The organism is Acidobacterium sp. FHG110202_01 (assembly GCF_059115305.1).
In genome coordinates, this window is the sequence record NZ_JBZYWJ010000010.1 from 225,830 (window position 1) to 245,853 (window position 20,024).

At 54.2% G+C, this 20,024-nt stretch carries 9 protein-coding genes; 5 read left to right on the forward strand and 4 right to left on the reverse strand.

Annotated elements, in window-relative coordinates; translation table 11 throughout:
• The first annotated feature begins 40 nt into the window (after positions 1 to 40).
• From AC5S16_RS20560 to AC5S16_RS20580, 5 genes are all read left to right on the forward strand, one after another.
• Positions 41 to 1,453 carry a metallophosphoesterase gene (locus AC5S16_RS20560; RefSeq protein WP_493931989.1) on the forward strand — a complete coding sequence of 471 codons (1,413 nt, stop codon included), beginning with the start codon at positions 41 to 43 and terminating at the stop codon, positions 1,451 to 1,453.
• Positions 1,416 to 2,876 (forward strand): multicopper oxidase family protein, encoded by a 1,461-nt coding sequence (locus tag AC5S16_RS20565; RefSeq protein ID WP_493931990.1) that lies wholly within the window; start codon positions 1,416 to 1,418, stop codon positions 2,874 to 2,876. Before AC5S16_RS20560 ends, AC5S16_RS20565 begins: the two co-directional genes overlap by 38 nt.
• A gap of 80 nt (positions 2,877 to 2,956) precedes the next feature.
• Entirely contained in the window at positions 2,957 to 6,544 is a 3,588-nt protein-coding gene (locus AC5S16_RS20570; RefSeq protein WP_493931991.1) for an alpha-mannosidase, read from the forward strand.
• A 109-nt stretch (positions 6,545 to 6,653) separates the two neighbouring features.
• A complete protein-coding gene (locus tag AC5S16_RS20575) occupies positions 6,654 to 8,375 on the forward strand; it encodes a 30S ribosomal protein S1 (RefSeq protein WP_493931992.1) in 1,722 nt (573 codons plus the stop codon).
• Positions 8,376 to 8,762: 387 nt separating this feature from the next.
• Positions 8,763 to 10,835, forward strand: coding sequence for a CBM35 domain-containing protein (locus AC5S16_RS20580; protein WP_493931993.1), 2,073 nt, complete (start codon positions 8,763 to 8,765; stop codon positions 10,833 to 10,835).
• Between the two features lie 86 nt (positions 10,836 to 10,921).
• On the opposite strand, the gene AC5S16_RS20585 is transcribed toward AC5S16_RS20580, so the two are convergent.
• The 4 genes from AC5S16_RS20585 to AC5S16_RS20600 all read right to left on the reverse strand — a co-directional run bounded on the left by AC5S16_RS20585 (position 10,922) and on the right by AC5S16_RS20600 (position 19,912).
• Entirely contained in the window at positions 10,922 to 11,614 is a 693-nt protein-coding gene (locus AC5S16_RS20585) for an SGNH/GDSL hydrolase family protein (RefSeq protein WP_493931994.1), read from the reverse strand.
• Between the two features lie 49 nt (positions 11,615 to 11,663).
• Entirely contained in the window at positions 11,664 to 14,003 is a 2,340-nt protein-coding gene (locus tag AC5S16_RS20590) for a glycoside hydrolase family 95 protein (protein ID WP_493932047.1), read from the reverse strand.
• Between the two features lie 89 nt (positions 14,004 to 14,092).
• Entirely contained in the window at positions 14,093 to 16,186 is a 2,094-nt protein-coding gene (locus AC5S16_RS20595; RefSeq protein ID WP_493931995.1) for an alpha-galactosidase, read from the reverse strand.
• A 159-nt stretch (positions 16,187 to 16,345) separates the two neighbouring features.
• A complete protein-coding gene (locus AC5S16_RS20600; RefSeq protein ID WP_493931996.1) occupies positions 16,346 to 19,912 on the reverse strand; it encodes a TonB-dependent receptor in 3,567 nt (1,188 codons plus the stop codon).
• Positions 19,913 to 20,024 lie beyond the last annotated feature (112 nt).

Consider the following 20,024-nt stretch of genomic DNA (forward strand, 5'->3'; position numbering starts at 1 on the left):
TTCCGTCTCCCCATCCTTTATTCACGCCTGATTCGGAGGAATGCAGATCTTGCTTCAATCGTTATTCTTACGCCTTCTTGTTCTTGTATTGTTCTTCGCAGTTCCCATAAGCCTGCTGCAGTCCGCTGCCCAGGCGCCGCCCAAGCCTCCCTCGTTGCCCTTATCCGAATCAATCCTTGCGCGTATTCCGGCGGATTACCGCGCCGAGGCAAGGGCGCAGATCAGGCAGACCGAAGAGATTCAACAGCAGGCTGAGAAGATGTCTGACGATGCTCTCGCCGCAGCCGTGCTTCATGCTCTCGGCGACATGCCTTCGGAGTCCACATTTCTGCTCGATCGACTTGAAAAAGAGCCCTCTGCGACGCTTCGCATCGATCTCATTCAGGCACTCGAAAAACATTGGCACGGCGACGGCCAGGATTTATCAGTTCTTGAGAATCATGCGTCATCAGACCCCGACGTAACTGTCTCCGTCGCGGCCATCGAGATGCTTAAGACGGTCAGAATAGACTCACTCAACAACCTGCTGAAGACCAGACTCGGAGCTGCAGTGGCCGCTGGCGATGTGCATAGCGCCAGCCTCGTGCTGGATGAGCAAAAGCTGCTGCAGCAGACGCGCTACGGCATTACTCTTCCATCGTTCATGCGTGTTCCGCCACCGCTATTCTCCGCAGCCCCGGCAGGCAAGCCAATTCGTGTGCTGGCATTTGGCGACTTTGGAACTGGTTCGGCTGCACAGAAGCAGACAGCAGCGGCGATGGTTGCGTATCACAAGACCCATCCCTTCGATTTCGGTCTGACCCTTGGCGACAACTTCTACGCGCGCGGCATGACGAGCCCTGACGATCCGCGCTGGCAGACGCAGTGGGAACAACTTTACAGTCCGATGCACATCCCGTTCTATGCCGTGCTTGGTAATCATGACTGGAGCGGCGCAGACAGTCCGGCAGCGGAGATCCTCTATTCGGTCAGAAGCCAAAGCTGGCACATGCCTGCGCCGTATTACACGTTCACCGCCGGCGCTGTGCAGTTCTTCGCCTTCGATACGCCGGCGGTCGATGAAGCGGAGTTGAAGTGGCTCGATGAGGCGCTCACCAAAAGTACTGCGCGGTGGAAGGTAGTCTTCGGTCACTATCACATCTATTCGGCAACGCGCGGCGACAACAAAGAACTCATCGCGCGCCTTCTGCCCGTTCTCAAAAAGGATCACGTCGATGTGTACCTGAACGGCCACGACCATAACCTGCAGGAACTGAAGCCAGAGGGAAGTGTCCACTTTTTTGTCAGTGGCGGAGGCGGAGCCGGGCTCTATGAGATGAATCCGTACGATCGCTCCGTCTTCCGGCAAAAGGTCAACGGTTTCACGGTTCTTGAGGCCGATGACAAGTCTCTCGCAATCAGCTTTGTAGGCACGGATGGAAGTGAAATCTATCGTCGAACACTCACCAAGTAACGGGCTCTTGAATAACGTGTGGCTGACGCGCCGCGGCTTTCTTTCCGGAGCGGCAGCGACTGTCGCTGAATTTGCTGCGGGCCCCGCATGGGCAACTCTGTCAGGGCATGACGCGGCGGCCGATGTAACGCTGCGCATTGGCAGGGTGGCAGTCGACGTCGCTCCTGGAAAGACGATCCACACTACGGGATATAACGGCAGCGTGCCAGGGCCGTTGATTCGCCTACGCGAAGGTGTTCCCGTCACCGTGGACATCTTCAACGACACCGATACTCCGGAGTATGTGCACTGGCATGGCTTTCCTTTTAGTGCAGCTATCGATGGTACGCAGGACGAGAACAGTTTGCCGGTGCCGCCGCACGGGCATATCCGCTATCGTATGACACCGCGGCCCGCTGGCTTGCGATGGGTGCACTCGCACGTGATGACGATGGACGATCTCACCGCCGGCTTGTACAGCGGTCAGTTCGGATTTGTTTATGTTGAGTCCAATGACAATCCCGGCCGTTATGACCAGGAGATATTTCTCGCCACGCACGAGTGGGAGCCTTTCTTCGTGGATATGGACGATGATGGTAATCCCTCTGCCGTAGAGGAGTTTGGTGAAACTGACTGGGGTCCCAGCATGGTCGAGGTTGGCTACCGCGTCGGCTCTATCAACGGTAAAGCGCTTGGTTACGGCGAACCGATTCGCGTCAAGGAAGGCCAACGTGTCTTGTTCCACATTCTTAATGCCAGTGCAACTGAAAATATTCAACTTGCTCTTCCTGGTCACGAGTTTCTTGTCACCGCACTGGATGGAAACCCCGTGCCGCAGCCTCGTAAAGTTCCTTCGCTCGACCTTGGTGCCGCTGAACGCATCGACGCAATCGTCGAGATGAGCCATCCTGGCGTCTGGGTCCTGGGCTCGACCGACGACGACGTACGCGGCGCCGGTCTCGGTGTTTTGGTCGAGTACGCTGGCCACAGCGGCGTCGCAACGAATGTGCGCGCTACTATTGCGCCGTGGGATTACGCGCAGTTCGGTCTACAGCAGCCGCAGCAACCTGCCGACATAACGCTGCCGATGATCATTGCGCGTATCCCTGCAGGCGAGAATGGTTTTGAGCGATGGACGATCAACGGCAAGAGCTATCGCGCGTCAGATCCGCCCGTGGTTCTGTGCAAGGGCGTGCGTTACCGGTTTGCATTCCACAACACCAGTTCCGATGCACACCCGCTGCATCTGCATCGCAGTTCGTTTGAACTGACGCGTATCGACGGAAGAGTCACCAGCGGCCTGATGAAGGATGTTGTGCTCATCGGCGCCCATCAGCAGATGGAAGCCGATTTGATTCCTGATGAGGAGGGCCTGATGCTCTTTCATTGCCACAACCAGTTCCACATGGACCGTGGCTTTCAGATGTTGTTTGACGTGAGGTAAGTGGCAGCGGTCTTTGTGCGTGATTCAGACATCGCGCGTCACAGGTCTTTTTATGCAAGTTGTCCTGGGAGAGAGTCAGAATGATTGTTGTTTTCCGTGCTGTTTGCGCCGCTGTCCGGCTCAGTTTGCGATCCATTACAGCTGCAGCGGCGATGCTTGCTTTAGCAGCTGCAGCCGACGGTCAGACAATGGCCACGCCAGACATTACAAAGATTCCTACGCTTTTCGTTGTCCCCTACGCTCATCTGGACACGCAATGGAGGTGGGAGTTTCCGCAGACCATCAACGAGTTTCTGCTGAAGACGATGCGAGTGAATTTCGATTACATGGATAAGTACCCGCACTATGTCTTCAACTGGACCGGCGCGAACCGCTACCGTTTGATGAAGGAATATTTTCCCGGCGACTATGCGCGCATCAAAGGATACGTCGCGCGTGGACAATGGTTCCCTGCGGGCTCTTCCGTGGAAGAAGGCGACGTGAATCTGCCCAGTGCCGAAGGAATCTTCCGGCAGGTGTTGTATGGGAATACGTATTTTCGACATGAGTTCGGCAAGGCAAGTAATGAATTCATGCTGCCGGACTGTTTCGGATTTCCTGCCTCGCTGCCCACAATTCTTGCTCATGCAGGACTCACGGGATTCTCGACGCAGAAGCTTGGCGGTCGCTGGCCGGCAAGTCCGGAAGTAGGTGGGCCCGATTCGCCCGAGCAGACACCGGACGGGGTACCCTTTAACGTCGGTGTCTGGGTCGGCCCGGATGGCAAGAACGTTGTTGCGGCGTTGCATCCTGGCGCATACGGTAGCAACGTCTACACCGACCTCAGTGAAGCACCCGATACGTCCATGGAGCAGACGCTCCTTAGCAGCGTGCAAAAGCCGCCGCTCGATCCGGAACAAGCCAGCGCGCTTCGCCGGCTTGCTGCACTCGATACGAACTGGGTGAAGCGCATCGATCTCGATGGCAAAGTGTCGGGTATATTCGCAGATTACCGTTACGTGGGCACGGGAGACACCGGAGGAGCAACGCAGGAGTTCACCGCCAAACTGCTCGAAGCCATCGTGACGAAGAGCGATACTATTCTGCCATCGCTGCCCAAGCTGAACGGAGCGCCGTCATTCCCCGCGCATTCTGTGACGGTGCGTGCAGGAGAAGGGCCGGTGCATGTGGTTGAATCATCCGCCGATCAAATGTTCAACGCCATCACGCCAGAGATGGCTGCGCACATGCCGCGCTATGAAGGCGATCTCGAGCTGACTGACCACTCCGCGGGCTCGCTCACGTCGCAGGCTTATCACAAACGCTGGATCATCAAGGATGAGAATCTTGCCGACGCTGCGGAGAAGGCTTCTATCGCCGCGCAGTGGCTTGGCGCACGCACCTATCCACAACAGAGGTTGAATGACGCATGGATGCTCGCGCTTTCCGGGCACTTTCATGATACGGGCGCAGGTACAGCGACGCCGCGCGCCTATCAATATGCATGGAATGACGATGTGATCGCAGCCAATCAATTTGCCGCGGTGCTCACCAGTGCAAGCGCTGCTGTCTCATCCGGCCTCGATACGCGCACGCAGGGCGTGCCGGTGGTGGTCTACAATTCGCTCAACATTGCTCGACAGGACCTCGTCGAGGCTGCGGTTGTCTTTCCGGGAGGCGCTCCGCAGGCTGTACGCGTCTATGGGCCTGACGGGCAGGAGTCGCCGGCACAGTGGGAAAACGGCAAGGTGATCTTCCTGGCGCGTGTTCCATCTGTTGGCTATGCTGTCTTCGATGTGCGCCCGGCCGCACGACCGGCGACGAGTAACGCGCTGCGCGTATCCGATCGTTCCCTCGAAAATCAGCGTTATCGAGTGCTGATCAACGAGAACGGTGATGTATCCAGCATCTATGACAAGAAGCTTGGCAGGGAACTGCTCTCCGCGCCTCTCAGACTGGCGATCTCCACTGATGTTCCTCGTAATTATCCGGCGTGGAATATGGATTTCGTACAGGAGCAGGCTCCTCCGCGTGCTTTTGTCGGTGGACCTGCGGACATTCGCATCAGCGAGAAAGGGCCGGCCCGCGTTTCACTCGAGGTGACGCGGCAAGCCGAAGGCTCCCGGTTTGTGCAAACCGTCAGTCTTGCTGCGGGCAGCGACCGGGTTGATCTCCATTATGCAATTGATTGGAAAACCGGGGGCTCTAATCTTAAGGCTGCTTTTTCGCTGAGGGCTTCAAATCCGAAAGCAACCTATAGCTGGGATATCGGCACCGTCGAGCGGACCAATTCACGGCCGCGACTGTATGAGATGGGCTCGCATCGCTGGATCGACCTGACAGATAAAAGTGGAAGCTATGGCGTGACTTTGCTGACCGATGTAAAGAACGGCTCTGACAAACCCAACGATCAGACGATTCGCGTAACGCTGCTGCGTTCTCCCGGAGCGAAGCCGACGGCTGATGGCCGTCCGGGCAACTTCAGCGACCAGACGACGCAGGACTGGGGGCATCACGAAATGGACCTCGGCCTCGCAGGGCACTCCGGCGACTGGCGCCAGGAGCAAACAGTGTGGCAGGCATATCGCGTAAACGATCCACTGATCTCGTTTACAACGGAAAAGCATGTGGGCAGGCTCGGCAGGAGTTTCTCCCTCGTGCATGTCAGCGATCCTGATATCCGAGTGCTCGCATTCAAAAAGGCCGAGGAGAGCGATGAGCTCATTCTCCGTATGGTGGAGTTGAACGGCAAGCCCGCGCCGAACACGCGCATATCATTTGCCGCGCCGATTATGTCGGCGCGAGAAGTCAATGCGCAGGAACAACCGCTTGGATCAGCAGAAGTCAGTCGCGGGGATCTGCTTGCATCCTTCACGCCGTACCAGCCGCGCACCTTTGCTCTGCGCCTCACACCACCGCAAGATCTGCTTGCTCGACCGCATGCGCAGCCCGTCGCATTGCACTACGATCTTGCCGTTGCCAGCAACGATGATATGAAGACAGACGGAGGTGGTATCGACGGGAAGGGAAATGCGATGCCAGCTGAAATGCTTCCTGGTGAGATCGATTACGGTCCGGTCAAATTCAAGCTTGCAGCAGCCAAAACAGGTGCCCTGAATGCCGTCACGGCCACGGGACAGACGATCGCCTTGCCTCCTGGCCGATTCAACCGCATCTATCTGTTGGCCGCAGCATCCTCCGCGGACGATCAGAAAGCGCTCTTCCGTGTCGGGAGTCGCGCCACCGAGCTGAACATTCAATCGTGGACCGGCTGGATCGGTCAGTGGGACACCCGCATCTGGAAAAATGCTTCAGACCGTGACTGGGCTGTCTCCGCCAATCACGCTGTGTGGCCTCCCCTCAATGCGCCGAACGAGTCCAGGCCGGCATGGCGCTATCCAGACGACTACGTTGGATTGAAGCCCGGATACGTCAAGCAGGCTGCACTTGGCTGGTACGCATCGCACCACCACACAGCGGAAGGTCTCAACGAGCCATACCAGTATTCCTATCTCTTCGTGTATTCGCTGAATCTTCCGCCGGGCGCTCGCACCCTTACGCTGCCAAACAATGACAAGATCCGCATTTTGTCGGTCTCTGCCGTCGACGACAATCCATCTTTGATCCCGGCAGAGCCACTGTTCGACACGCTGGATCAAGCGGAATCCAGGACGCGTTTGGAGCATTAAATTCGAATCCAACACGTCATTAGCCGTAATGGCGCACACCACAGGAGTACCGTTAAGCCGTTCCAAAGTATATGTCGTTGCCGAACGTGCCAAAATGGGGATAGCTATTATGGCGAACGAAAACAGTCCAGACATTGTCCCCGTCGTTTCAAACTCAGTAGAGCCTTCCGAGGAGCCGGTTCCATCCTTTGGTTCGGCTCTTTCAGAGTTCGAAGAACAGCACTCGCATCGACCTCAGTCTGAAAGAGGTGCCAGCCAGATTGAAGGCACCGTTGTCTCTATTTCTGTGGACTCAGTATTTCTGGATATTGGTTACAAAGTGGAAGGTGTACTGTCTCGAAGTGCGTTTGATAAGAATGCAGAGGGGGTTGCCGTAGGAGATAAGGTCCTGGTTTCAGTCAAGGGCCGCAACGAAGACGGTTATTATGCGCTGTCACGTCTTACGATAGCTCAACCAAAAGACTGGTCGTCACTGGAGGAAGCTTTTGCGCGGAAGTCTTCCATTGCAGGAACAGTGACAGGAATTGTGAAAGGTGGACTCACTGTTGATGTGGGTGTGCGCGCTTTTATGCCTGCCTCCCGGAGCGGGGTACGGGAGGCAGCCGATATGGAAAAACTGATCGGCGAAGAGATTACCTGCCGTATTGTGAAGCTCGAAGCCGCCGACGAGAACATCATTGTGGACCGCCGCATCATTCTGGAAGAGCAGGCGCGTAGTCTCGAGCAGCAGCGATATGCAGAGGTAAATGAAGGCGATGTCATCGAAGGCCAGGTGCGAAGCCTTACCAGTTACGGTGCTTTTATAGACGTTGGAGGAGTTGATGGGCTCCTTCACGTCAGCGACATGTCATGGAGTCGGGTGAACGCTCCGGAAGAAATTCTGTCAGTTGGGCAACAGCTTAGCGTAAAACTGCTCAAGATCGACCGCGACACCAGGCGGATTTCACTCGGGCTCAAGCAGCTGCAGCCTGAGCCTTGGGATTCTGCCTCCGAGAGATACATCGCCGGACAGCGCATTACTGGTGTTGTTACGCGCCTGACCGACTTTGGTGCATTTGTCGAACTGGAGCCGGGAATCGAGGGGCTCATCCATGTCTCAGAGATGTCCTGGGTAAAGAAAGTCCGCAAACCCGGTGATCTTCTTAAGGAAAAGGACACGGTTGAGGTTGTGATCCTTGCTTTGAACCAGAGCGAACGTCGAATTTCGCTTGGACTGAAGCAGGCGCTGGGTGATCCGTGGGCAGAGGTGATGCAGAAATTCCCGATCGGATCAGCAATTGAAGGTGCAGTTACAAAATTGACGAAGTTTGGCGCTTTTGTGCAGCTTGCAGAAGGTGTTGAAGGACTGGTTCACATCAGCGAAATCAGTGCAGAAAGGCACATCAATCATCCACAGGATGTGCTGCGAGCAGGCCAGTTGGTTAAAGTACTGGTGCTTGGCATTGATATGGAAAAACGCCAGATCAGGCTAAGCATAAAGCAACTGGTTCCAACTGATCTCGACCAGTATCTTGAAGAGCACGCGGTTGGCGACATTGTTTCCGGGCGGGTTGTTAACCGGTCATTAGACCAAGCGATAGTAGAGCTGGGAGAGGGCATTCATGGTGAATGCCGAATAGGCACCGTTGCTGAAGTGTCAGAAAATAAAAACGAGGCCAGGCCCGATCTGACCGCTCTCACGGCAATGTTGCATGCCCGCTGGAAAGGGGATGCAAAGCCAGCGACATCCCAGCCGGAATCGCTTCATATTGGAGAAGTCCGCAGCTTTCGGATTGTGAAACTCCATCCCGACACAAAAGAGATTGGTTTAGAGTTCGTCAGCGGATCTTGAATACCATCTCGCTCGTTCTGCGGGCTAAAAGTAAGCTCGACCCCCCGACGCCGGGCATTCTGGACAGAATATGAATTGCTGGCGAATACGATTGCCAGTCGTCGTAAACCTGAGGTAGAGTGATTCCGCAATAAAAACACCATTTCACTTTTAAAAATCGAGGTCGCTCTTGAATGACCTGCAGTTCATGCGATGAAAGCGGTTACACGTTCCCCATAACTTAGACAGGTCTCGTTGCAGAAGTGGAATGGTGAACTACCTCATGAGGTGACTGTCATGCTCATTGCACTCTCCCGCCGAATGCGCAGCAACTGCGAAAACCGTATCTCTCACAAGAAACAGCTACATGGTCAAAAACCTTCGCATGCTTTTCTCGTAGCAGCCGCGATGTTGATCCTCTCGCTTTCCATAACGGCTGCGGCGCAGGTAAACGGTGTAGGGAAAAAGCCATACCTGGGCTGGAGTACCTATAGCCAGCAAACAATTGTAAGCTCCAGCACTGTTATGAACGAGCAGAACATCCTGGCGCAGTCTGACGCGATGCGCGCATCTGGCCTGCAGGCTCATGGCTTTCAATACATCAACCTTGACGCTGGCTGGAGTGGCGACAACGACCAGTATGGCCGCACGCTTTGGAACACGACTGCATTCCCGCATTTTCTTGAAATGATCCAGCACATCCATGCAAATGGCCAGAAGGTGGGCATTTATCTCCTTCCTGGAATCGGTACATCGATCGTCTCTTCAAACCTGCCCATTTATGGGACGCAATACCATGCCCAGGACATCGTGGCGCAGCCGCTTACGGTCGGCAACGGATTCGGCTATGGCTATAAGATTGATTTCACAAAACCGGGAGCACAGGAGTACATCAACTCCATCGTTGATCTCTATGCCTCGTGGGGTATCGATTTCATCAAGCTCGATAGCGTGACCCCTGGCTCCTATAACGACAATCTCAACATCAATAACATTCCAGACGTGCAGGCGATGTCGAAGGCCATAGCACAGAGCCATCGTCCCATCTGGCTTACGCTCTCCTGGGCGCTGGATGAGGACTACCTCAGCGACTGGCAGCAGAACGCGAATGCGCGCCGCATTGAAGGCGACGTCGAATGCGAAGGCGACTGCCCAAATCTGACGGAATGGCAGCGTGTGCTGGTGCGTTTTTACGATCTGATCGGATGGGAGAATGCTTCCGGCCCTGCGCTTGGTTGGAATGATCTCGACTCTCTTGAAGTCGGCAATGCTACTGACGGCATCACAAATACCGAACAGCAGACGGCGATGACGCTGTGGGCGATGGCGAATGCGCCGCTATTTCTCGGAGGCGATCTCACCAGGCTGACCAGCTACGGCAAGAGCCTGCTTTTCAACGATGAAGTGCTTGCCGTGGACCAGTCTGGACATCCGGCAAAGCAGGTGACAGGAGGCTTCACTCCTGTGTGGGTCTCGAACCTCGGAAACGGGAGCTACTATGTCGCGATCTTCAACCTCAATGCTTTTCCCACGCGCGTGACTGTCGATTGGAATGACCTCGGCTTTACCGGAGCGAGTGCGGTGCGCGACCTTTGGAACCATGCAAACCTTGGGTCAAGCTCTCAATCCTACACGGACGTGCTTCCGGGACACGGAGCGCATCTCTTCAAAGTCACAGCAGTGGGCAAGTCTCCATCGCCGCCTTCTCAGATATATGGAGCGCAGACAGCCACTCTGTATGGAGGGACACAGCTTTCACAGTGCTCAACCTGCGCAAGCGGCTACAAGCTGACGTATCTCGGTATTGGGGCGGCCAACTATGCTGTTTTCAATGTCAACGTGAAGAAGGCCGGCGTGTACCGGATGGAAGTCGATTCGATGACACTCGGCACGCGGTCCTTCATCATTAATATCAATGACGGTCCGGACATCACGCTGAACCTGAGCGGTGGAAGCGGAAACCTGCCGTTTCCTACGACCATTCCTGTGCGCCTGAATGCCGGGCTGAACACTATCCAGTTTGGCAATCCGACGAGCTATCCGCCGGACATGGACCGCATCATTATCAGCGGGGATGGCAATGAACCGTATCCGGCCTCTTCAGTCTATGAGGCGGAGAATGCCACGCTGAATGGTTCGGCATCGGGGGGCTTTTGCGGAAACTGTTCCGGCCTGGCTTCAGTGGGCAACCTGGGCGGTTCTGCGCAAAACACTGTCACCTTCGAAGATGTAACCGTGCCGGCTACTGGCACTTACCTGATGGAGATTGACTATATGACGCAGGGGCAACGGTCATTCTTTATCTCAATCAACGGTGGTGCAGCGCAGGAGCTTGACCTGAACGGATACAGCTTCGGCACGCCTGCGAGCACGGTGATTCAGGTGCCGTTACAAGGCGGGTCCAATCAGATTGAATTCAGCAACCCGAACAATTACGCTCCTAACCTTGACTCTATCGTCATTTCACCGCTGAAACCTTGAGCTGTTTTTTCCAGCAACTGGCGCTGGGTTCCCACTTCTTCGTCTATGGCTGAAGGATGGGAACCCGGCGATAAGTTCATTTCCGGCTATCGCGTTTGTAACAGCACATTACGGATATCCTGAGCGACCTGCTTTCCTTGAATTGCTGACCCATCCTTATCGAAATGGACGTCATCCTGATATCGATCGGAATGTTGAGTCATCAATCCATGTTGATCGTCGATGGGAATGCCTGCTGGCTGGGCAAAAGATTGGGCGATACGATTGCGTTCATTGATGCGGCTATTGGTCGGCCCCGGAGACTTCTCGGCTCTTACTGGCGTCGTCGTGGCCCATATCAGAAGGGCACCTGGAGTTATCGTGCGAATTTTCGCAAGATAGTTCGGGAAGGCAGCCTTGTATTCAGCCTCCGAATAAGCCCATCCGTGCATTCCATTATTGAAATGCACCACTCGGAAGGGCACGGACTCCATCGCTGCAAATTCCGTCAACTGGTCTAAGATCCGGGAGTCCCCGATGCTTGCCGACGATGCGAACAGGTAGACGTTCGCTGTGCCAGTTAACTGCCGCTGCACTTCCGGATAGTAGTTTCGCGTGATTGAGTCACCTGCAAGCAAAACATTTGGCAGTTTTGGATCCGGATGAGGCGGCCGCACTTCCCACGTCCATTCGATCTCTTCCGGTCTTGAAGAATGTTCCTGAGCATAGGTTCTGAGCGATATTCCATTCCCTATAGCCAGAATCAGCAACAACGTAAATAAAGAAAGTTTCAATTTCACTCAATATTCCCTTTCCTCTGCCTGATTCGGCAGCGACGCAGCATTCTGCTTAGACGAAGTCTCTCGCGTGCAGTACGACGCGACGCCCTTTTCGCACATTTACATGTATCACTTTCGTCTTATACCTCACAGGAAATGCTTCCTCAGCATTGCCTTGAAGCGTGGCATACGTGAGCTTGCCTTGATCCCATGACAGCGAGACCTCTATTGCGCCTCTGGCGCGGAGGCCACTGATTCTGCCGCGCGGCCACGCAGAGGGCAGAGCAGGCAAGAGATGGATCTCTCCTGCCTGCGACTGAAGAAGCATCTCTGCAATTCCCGCTGCACCGGCACAGTTGCCGTCGATGGCAAAGATATTGCTTTCGGCGCCAGCCACGCCTCCGCGCGAATAAGTAAGCAGCGAGTCTTCCGTGGCTTTGGCAAGCAATCCCATCAGTTGCTTATGAGCGGCATCTCCGTCGAGCAGCCGTGCATAGAAGTTGATGAAATTCGCGCGAGCCCACTCCGCATCTTCCCAGTTTGGCTGGCTGATGCGCCGCTCTATGGTGACGCGCGCGGCCTGCGCCAGTGCAGGCGTAGTGATCGGCGAAATCTGATGCTGAGGATAGAGTGAAATCAGATGCGAGGTGTGCCTATGATTCGGCTGAGCTTCTCTAAAATCTTCCAGCCACTCCTGTAACTGACCGTGCTTACCAATCTGCAGAGGAGGCAGTTGCTCCAGCGTGTTTTTTGCTTTGGCACGGAAGTCTTTATCAATATTGAGAGTCGTAGATGCCTCGATACATGCGCTGAGAAGCGTATATACCAGCACTCGGTCGACTGTAGGCCCCATCGATTCACTGCAGGCTTTCCCGTCAGCATCGAGAAACCAGTTTTCAGGGGAAACAGATGGGCCAGTGACCAGCCAGCCATGCTGCGGGTGTCTCACCATGTAGGAAAAGAAGAATTCGGCGGCTTCCTTCAGCACCGGATAGGCACGGTGCTGCAGAAAGTCCTTATCGGCGGTAAAGCGGTAATGCTCCCACAACTGCAGTGATATCCAGACACCGCCTGTGACGAAAATTCCCCAGCCCAATCCCCCGCCAGGCGCGGAATATCCCCATGGATTTGTAACAACATGTGTTACCCATCCGGATGCGCCGTACATTTCGCGTGCGGTAGTTCGTCCTGACGCGCGCATGATGTCAATCAACTTGAATAATGGGGTCTGGCACTCGGAAAGATTACAGACCTCCGCTGCCCAGTAATTTTGTTCCGTGTTGATATCCAGATGGAAATCGTCTGTCCAGCCCATGCTGGATGCGAGACCGTCATTCCATATCCCTTGTAATGCGAGAGGCAGTGGAGAGTCCGCGCGCGACCCGGCAATTGTAAGATACCGGCCATATTGAAAGAACAATGAAGCCAGTCCAGGATCTTCTTCGCCATTCTCCACCGCCTTCCGCCTCTCATCAGTAGGCTTTTGCTCGGCGGCTGGATTCACACCCAGATCAATGTGTACACGCTTGTAAAGCGACTGGTGGTCCGCGATGTGTGTAGAGCGGAGCTGAATATATGTCCGCTGATTGAGCGCGGCCAGTGTACTTCTACAATGCGCCGCAGGATCGGCGCCGTGAAAATTCGTAGCTGCAACCACGTATAGAGTTACGGCATCAGCGCCCTTGATGTGGACGCTCGTGCTGTCCGCGCTTGCCGTTCCGCCTTCTATAACGGCACGAACACGAACCTCAAACTGAACGCCTTGCGCACCATTGCTATGCAAATGCTCAAAGGCATTTCCGCGGAGGACAAGCGTATTGTCGCCTTCAACGCTGACTGAGCCAGGCAGGACCAGCTTGCCAAAAGATACTTTGCCGTGAATGCTCTGTTTTTTGTTAGAAGTGATACGCATGACCAACGCGTTATCCGGATTGGAAGCAAAGACTTCGCGATGAAACCGTACATTGTCGCGTGTGTAGCTTACGTGCGCGATCGCTTCATCGATGTCTAGCGACCGCCGATAGTTCTGTACTGGCCCGGCATTGTCGAATGCCAGCTCCAGGTTCGCCATGGGCAGGTGTGTGCCGAACGAACCTCCGTGTCCAAGAAGATGTTTCTTGCACAGCTCGCCAGCTTCCGCATATTTTCCTGCAAACATCAGCTCGCGGATATGGCCGAGGTTTTCTAGAGCAGTGGGATTTATGTCATCCTTGCCAACAGCGCCAGACCATACTGTTGATTCTGTCAAAGCGATGCGCTCGATAGATGTACCGCCAAAGACCATCCCACCAATGCGGCCATTGCCGATGGGCACTGCTTCCATCCACCGCTCTGCTGGTTTCTTAAACCATAATTCAGTTTTGGGTACCGGGGATTTCTTCACGGCACGCGCCAACCTGGGAGAAAACATCACCAGGGCGGCAGAGCCTCTTAAAAATTCGCGCCTTGTTGTTGCCACTAAATACTCTCTTCTATGTTCTGAAGCAAAACAATGATGTGCTACTTATGGCGGAGCTCGACCAGTTTTGCTTCTGAGGGCTGTAACTCCACGGTGACTTTGCCCTGCGCAGACTGGAGCGCAGTCCCCGATGCCACATCGATCACTGGAATAGACGATGCCGCGGCAAGCGTTGGATCAATGCGGTCCAGTGAAATGCTGATGGTTTGCGAATGCTGCTGATCGTAATTGAATAAAGCGAGATAGGTTCCATGAGCCGATGATCGGATGAAAGCTGCAGCTGCCTTGTCACCGGTATCACCTTCTATGGGGCGGAATATCTTGCCTTCATTGGCCACAGCAAAAAGATTTCGGTTGTTGTAGATGGCTTGCGCGAACTCGCGTGCTTGTGGATCATCCGCAACTCTGCTGCTGTCCAGAATCATGCCTCCGCTGATGATCGCCGATAATAGACGGCTCTTGCCTTCGGTAATGTTGCGCGCCCCCTGATCGGCCTTCTCGCCTAGAACAACATGATCAGGATCTGCAATATAGAGGTTTTTGTTGGTCCACCAGCCGTATGTCAGCGAATTCAGCATGTATTCCGTCGTCTGATCGCCGCCGCTGATATGGCCTTTCGTGTCACATGAAAGGCGCCGCGCATGACCGTATCCGGAAGGGAAGAGCGGTGCGATGGAGAGACTCAGGAACATGCGGTTGCCTGTCTCGTCCACGATCTGTTTCATACCCGCGTTGTAAGCCTCGGTTCCGGTCTGGATTGCCGGGTCATAATGGGCGCCTTCGAGGGAGCCATGCGAGAGGAAATCGAGCTTCAGATACGTGAATCCCAGCTTTTGAAACTGATTCAGAAAATAGCTGATGCGTGCCTTCTCACCGGGATGAGATGGATCGATGGCTCGACCTCCATCCACTTTAGGAAGCAGGGAGCCGTCCGGCGCTTTGAGAAGAATGTCGCGGTAACGGTATTTCATCCCCGTACCCTCGACATAGGCATCCAGATCGTCGGACCAGTAGGCAAAGGGGGTCCAATAAATGCCAGGTTCAAAATGGACGCCGTCTGCTCCGTGCATGGACTTGATGTTGGTCACGGCATCGGCAAGCTGTACAGCGTCGAGATTCGACCAGAAGGCATCGAGGTTGATGTAAACCACTTTGTTCCTGCCGAAGCCCTGGGGCACGAGAGTGTCCTTCAGGAATTCGGCTGAGGCAAGATAACGATGATCGTTAATCTTCTCTCCGTAAGCAGCCCAGCTGTTCCATCCCATTGGCGCGCCGGCTGGCCAATGGGATGGAGGTTGCACCGCAGCATTCGCTGCTCCGTATGCTTCCAGGCCATTGCGCCAGTCAGCAAAGGAGCCTATGAAGATACGCGGCGAAACCACTCGCGTTCCATGCACGAGGCCGTGCGGTATTGTGTCATGCGTATCCGTTCTTACCCCTGTAGGAGAAGAGATGCCGCCGTAGATATCAATATTTGTCAGATGACCGTTGGCCGCCTCTGCTTCAACTGCTGTCTTCCATATGTCATGAGTTACGGAACCGAGTACGATCCCCTGGCGACTGGCATTATCGTAGATGGCTGTGACTTCTTCGCTCGCATACTTCTTGCCTGCTGCCATACCCGCAACCGTCATGCTGTTATAGCGGAACCACATGTCGTTGTCGAAAGGGACGTGCAGCACCCGCAATGCTGCATCCGGCTTGATCTGAACTGCGTCCGGCCCCTTCAGCACGACAGCGTCAAAATGTCTCGTGCCGATGGCGCTTGCATCAGGGTCCAGTTCGCATTCCATTGCGATCCATGGCTTACCCTCAAAGAACCAGATGTGTTGTGTAAGCGTGGGCTTGCCCGATTGGCCGCTGCGGATCGTATACTCGTGCGCTGCTGAACTGAGCGAGCTTGATGATTTTGCTTCTGTATTGGATTTATCCAAGTCGTGTTCTGAATACATGGAGGTGGACAGGGATCGCCCATCTTCGAGTTGTGCACCGCTGGTGATCCCGAGAAGCTTATGTCCATCGCGCCACAGGACATCCATTGCGCCTGTCTGACGGTGATAGCGCACGGTTACGAATTCACTCTGCAGTATGATTTCTCTCTTATTTACAGAAGAAGACGCCTGCGCAGAACTCATCAATGAGCTACACGCTATCGCACCCATGACCGTAGCGGCACGCAATGCCTTGAGACTGAACCGGAAATCTATGTGTTCCACAGGAACCTTTCGATGCTATTGGCAGATAGTCCAGGAGAAGATGGATGTGAGGCATCCACCTTCTCCTGAGGAAAGCTCTCAGAAGGAATATTTCAGTGAAAGCTGGAAGAACCGGGCATCCGGAGTATTGTTCTGGAAAGTCTTCGGGCTGGAAATCAAACCACCATTGCTGTTGGCAGATCCGCTTGGATTTCCCAGTGTTGGATGATTCAGGACATTGAAAGCATCAGCGCGGAACTGTATGAATTGCTCGCGCCATGTAGTGAAATTCTTGAACAGAGACATGTTCACCTGGTAATAACCCGGCCCATACAGCGTGTTCTGTTTCCCGCCGAGAAGAAGCAGTGCTGTGGCCTTGTCTTGCACCGGACCCTGGAAAAGGACTGGTACACCGTCCGGATTCACCGAGCCTACCGGATGCGTAGCATCTGAGATTGTTTCTCCTGGTAATGGATTGGCTATGGCGCAAGGGTTGATGTAATTCAGTTTTGTTTTAGCCTGCGCCGGGCAGGTGATGTCAGGATTTGTCGAGTTGGGTGTGCCGCCTCCTGAATACGGATCGCGCACAACGTAGGCTCTTGCAGAGCCACCCGCTGCAGTGCTGATGTTTGACTGGGCTGAGAACGGTGAGCCAGTCTGCGCGGCATAAGAAAGACTTGTGGACCAACCGCCGACAAGCTCATTCATCCAGCCCGTGCGGTTAAGAAATGCTCTGCCGCTGCCGAAAGGCAGCTCATAGTTACCATTGAGGGTGAAGCGATTACGAACGTCGAAGACGGAATTTGTGAACTCATCGATGAAAGGAATCAGCGCCAGATTACGATCGCCGATCGCACTGAAGTTGCCGGCTGCATCGCTCGCGTCATCAAGAGCATGGGACCAGGTATAAGTGGCAAGAAAACTCAGGCCGTGAGCATAACGCTTCTCCAGTTTCGCCTGCAGTGAGTTATAGGTGCTCACGCCGGCATAATGGATCTGCCCAATCCCACCGAGGTCTGGAAACGGGTTGAACGGCTGCGTATTCGTTCCCGGACGCCACAAACCAGGCGCCGTATTCGGAGCGCCATAGAGCGACAGGTGACGCGACACATTGGCAACATAGCTGATCGTGGCTGCAAGGTTTGGCGAGATAGCCTGCTGAACCGAGAAGTTGTAGTTGATTGTGTAAGGTGTCTTGATGTTGACATCTGTAGCGTGGAAGCTGGGATACGAAACGAAGTTCTGAAAACCACCGCTGACTTGTGGTTCTAAACCATTTTCCAGCGTAATTCCCTGCGAAGCAACCGATGGGCAATTGCCTGAAACGCAGTCTGGCGCGTAGAAGTTGGCTTGATTCGAAAACGGAAAGTTTGCTCCAAGGTTCGTATTGCCCTGAGCCATCAGGCCGCCATAGAAAATGCCGAATCCGCCGCGGAGAACAGTATTCGGATGCGCCTGATAGGCAAAGCCAATGCGCGGGGCAAAATTCGTCTTCTGTGGATTTGCCAGACGATCGTTACCCGTGTACTGCAGGGTCACATTGTCTTTCGCCAGTGTGTTGACGAAATTTGTGCCGAGATCGACATTCTTGGCTGCCTGCGGCAGTTGATAAATGCCTGAGCCGGTGCCAACGCCGAGCGGACCGGTCACGATGAAGTTGCCTTGTAATCCGCCGACTTCCTTATAGGGTTGATAGTAGTCATAACGCACGCCGAGATTCAGGGTCAGCTTCGGTGTGACCTTCCAGTCATCCTGCACGTAGGCAGCGTCGTACCATTGCGCGTCTTCGATATTCGGAGCGTTTGCAATATCGGCATAATTAGATTGATTGGCCAGGAAGTCCGCTACGCCGTTTCCAGTAAAGCTGACACCTGGTAATCCGGTGAATTGCCCTGTCGTGAAGTAATATTGACCGAGCGAAGCAGGCGCATACAGGTAGGAGAAGCGTAGCGCCTGGAACGAAACGCCAAACTTTACGGAGTGATTGCCCCAGATCTTGGTTACGTTGTCCAGAATCTGGTAAACATTTTGAGATTCGTTGTTAGTTCCGACCGACCCCCACTGTTGGATGGTGCCATTGAAATAACCAAGGGGGAGCCCATACTGGCCGGGGCCGAGACTCGGAACGCCGCCTAGTCCCAGAGCTGAAGCGATCGTGGGATTGTAGGCATTCGGCTGCTTGAACGCCGAATGGTCCCAGTTATATCCAAAGCGAAACTCGTTTGTGAGACTTGGAGTAAAGATGTGAGTTTCGCTCAACATAAAGTTCTGAGCGAAATTGAAATCTCTTTCTCCTCCGTACCCGCTGCCATCCAGGATGGGACCCAGAGGAAGCGCATTCAGAATGATTTCATGTAGATAGCTGTAGCGTGCATAGGCCTGATCCTTCGAGCTGATGTTCCAGTCCAGACGCTGGTCCCATTGAACGGTGTTATCGCTCTTCGAGACATTTTCGATCAGGTTATTGTAGGTTTTCCCGTTATTTGCATTGGGGGCGGGATACATGTTCAGAATTTTCTGGGCAACAGGATCTATCTGATTCGCGCAGAATGCATTGTTCTGGCCATTGCAGGTCAGCGGCTGGGCTGCGTTAGCGGAGTTTGGCTGGTATAGCTGAGTTGGCTGCGCCCCTGTCAGATTTGAATCGAGAAGCTCGGAAAAATTACCCTGCTTCATCAGGGCGGTCGGCACCGTCAGGACATTTGTCTGCCCGATCGAGATCCGGTTGGCTTCAATATCGCCGAAATAAAACAGCTTGTTCTTCCATATCGGAAATCCGAGTGTGGCGCCGAACTGGTTCTGATGATAGGGAGGCGTAGTAAGCGCGTTCCAGTTAATGGCGTCGAGGTTTGTGTTGCGAAGATACTCCCACATACTTCCATGAATCTGATTGGTGCCCGACTTAATGCTCGCATTCATGACTGCGCCGGCCGAGTGCCCGAATTCCGCGCTGTAGTTGCTGGTCTGCAGATTGAATTCAGCCAGGGCGTCTGGAGGAGGCCGCATGACAAAGCTCGAACCATTGAGAAAATCAACAAGGTTTGTGTTGTTGTCCACCCCATCCAGGATGAAGTTGTTCTGCTCGGCACGCTGGCCATTCGCTACAAAATCACCTGTGCCGCTGCCGCGCGTATTTCCAAATGGCGGAGCCACACCGGCGGTCAACTGAGCGATATACACCCAATTGCGTCCATTGAGCGGTGTGTTGTTGATGGTTTCCGTGCTGATCACTTGCCCTACGGTGCCTTCCTGCGTTTGCAGCAACGGAGCTTCTGTCGACACCGTTACTGTCTCCGACGCGGCTCCTGGCTGCAGGGCAAGAACCACGTTCAAGCGTTGCTGGATATCCAGGTGGAGATTTTCCTGCGTAGTGGTTCTGAAGCCGGGAGCTGAGGCGCTTACCTTGTAATTCCCGATCTTAAGCGGAGAAAAGACATAGACGCCGCTGGCATTTGTCGTGGCTTGCAATGCAAGTCCTGTATCGACGTTTGTTACCGTAACCGACGCATTGGGCACAACGGCGCCGGAACTGTCCTGCACAATTCCCGTAATTGCTCCCTGATCAACTTGCGCATGGGCTGCGAGGGATAGGAGCGTACTTATCGCAAACAGTACAAGGGCTGCCCATCGCCCTATCTGTAGTCTTGGAATTTCTTGCTTCACCATAATTTCGGCCTCCATGTATGCGTTTACATAAATACCTCACATACATTGGGAATAAAATTTACATTTTCTATATAAAAACTGTCAAATGATGACCGCGCTCGCCTCAGCTCGT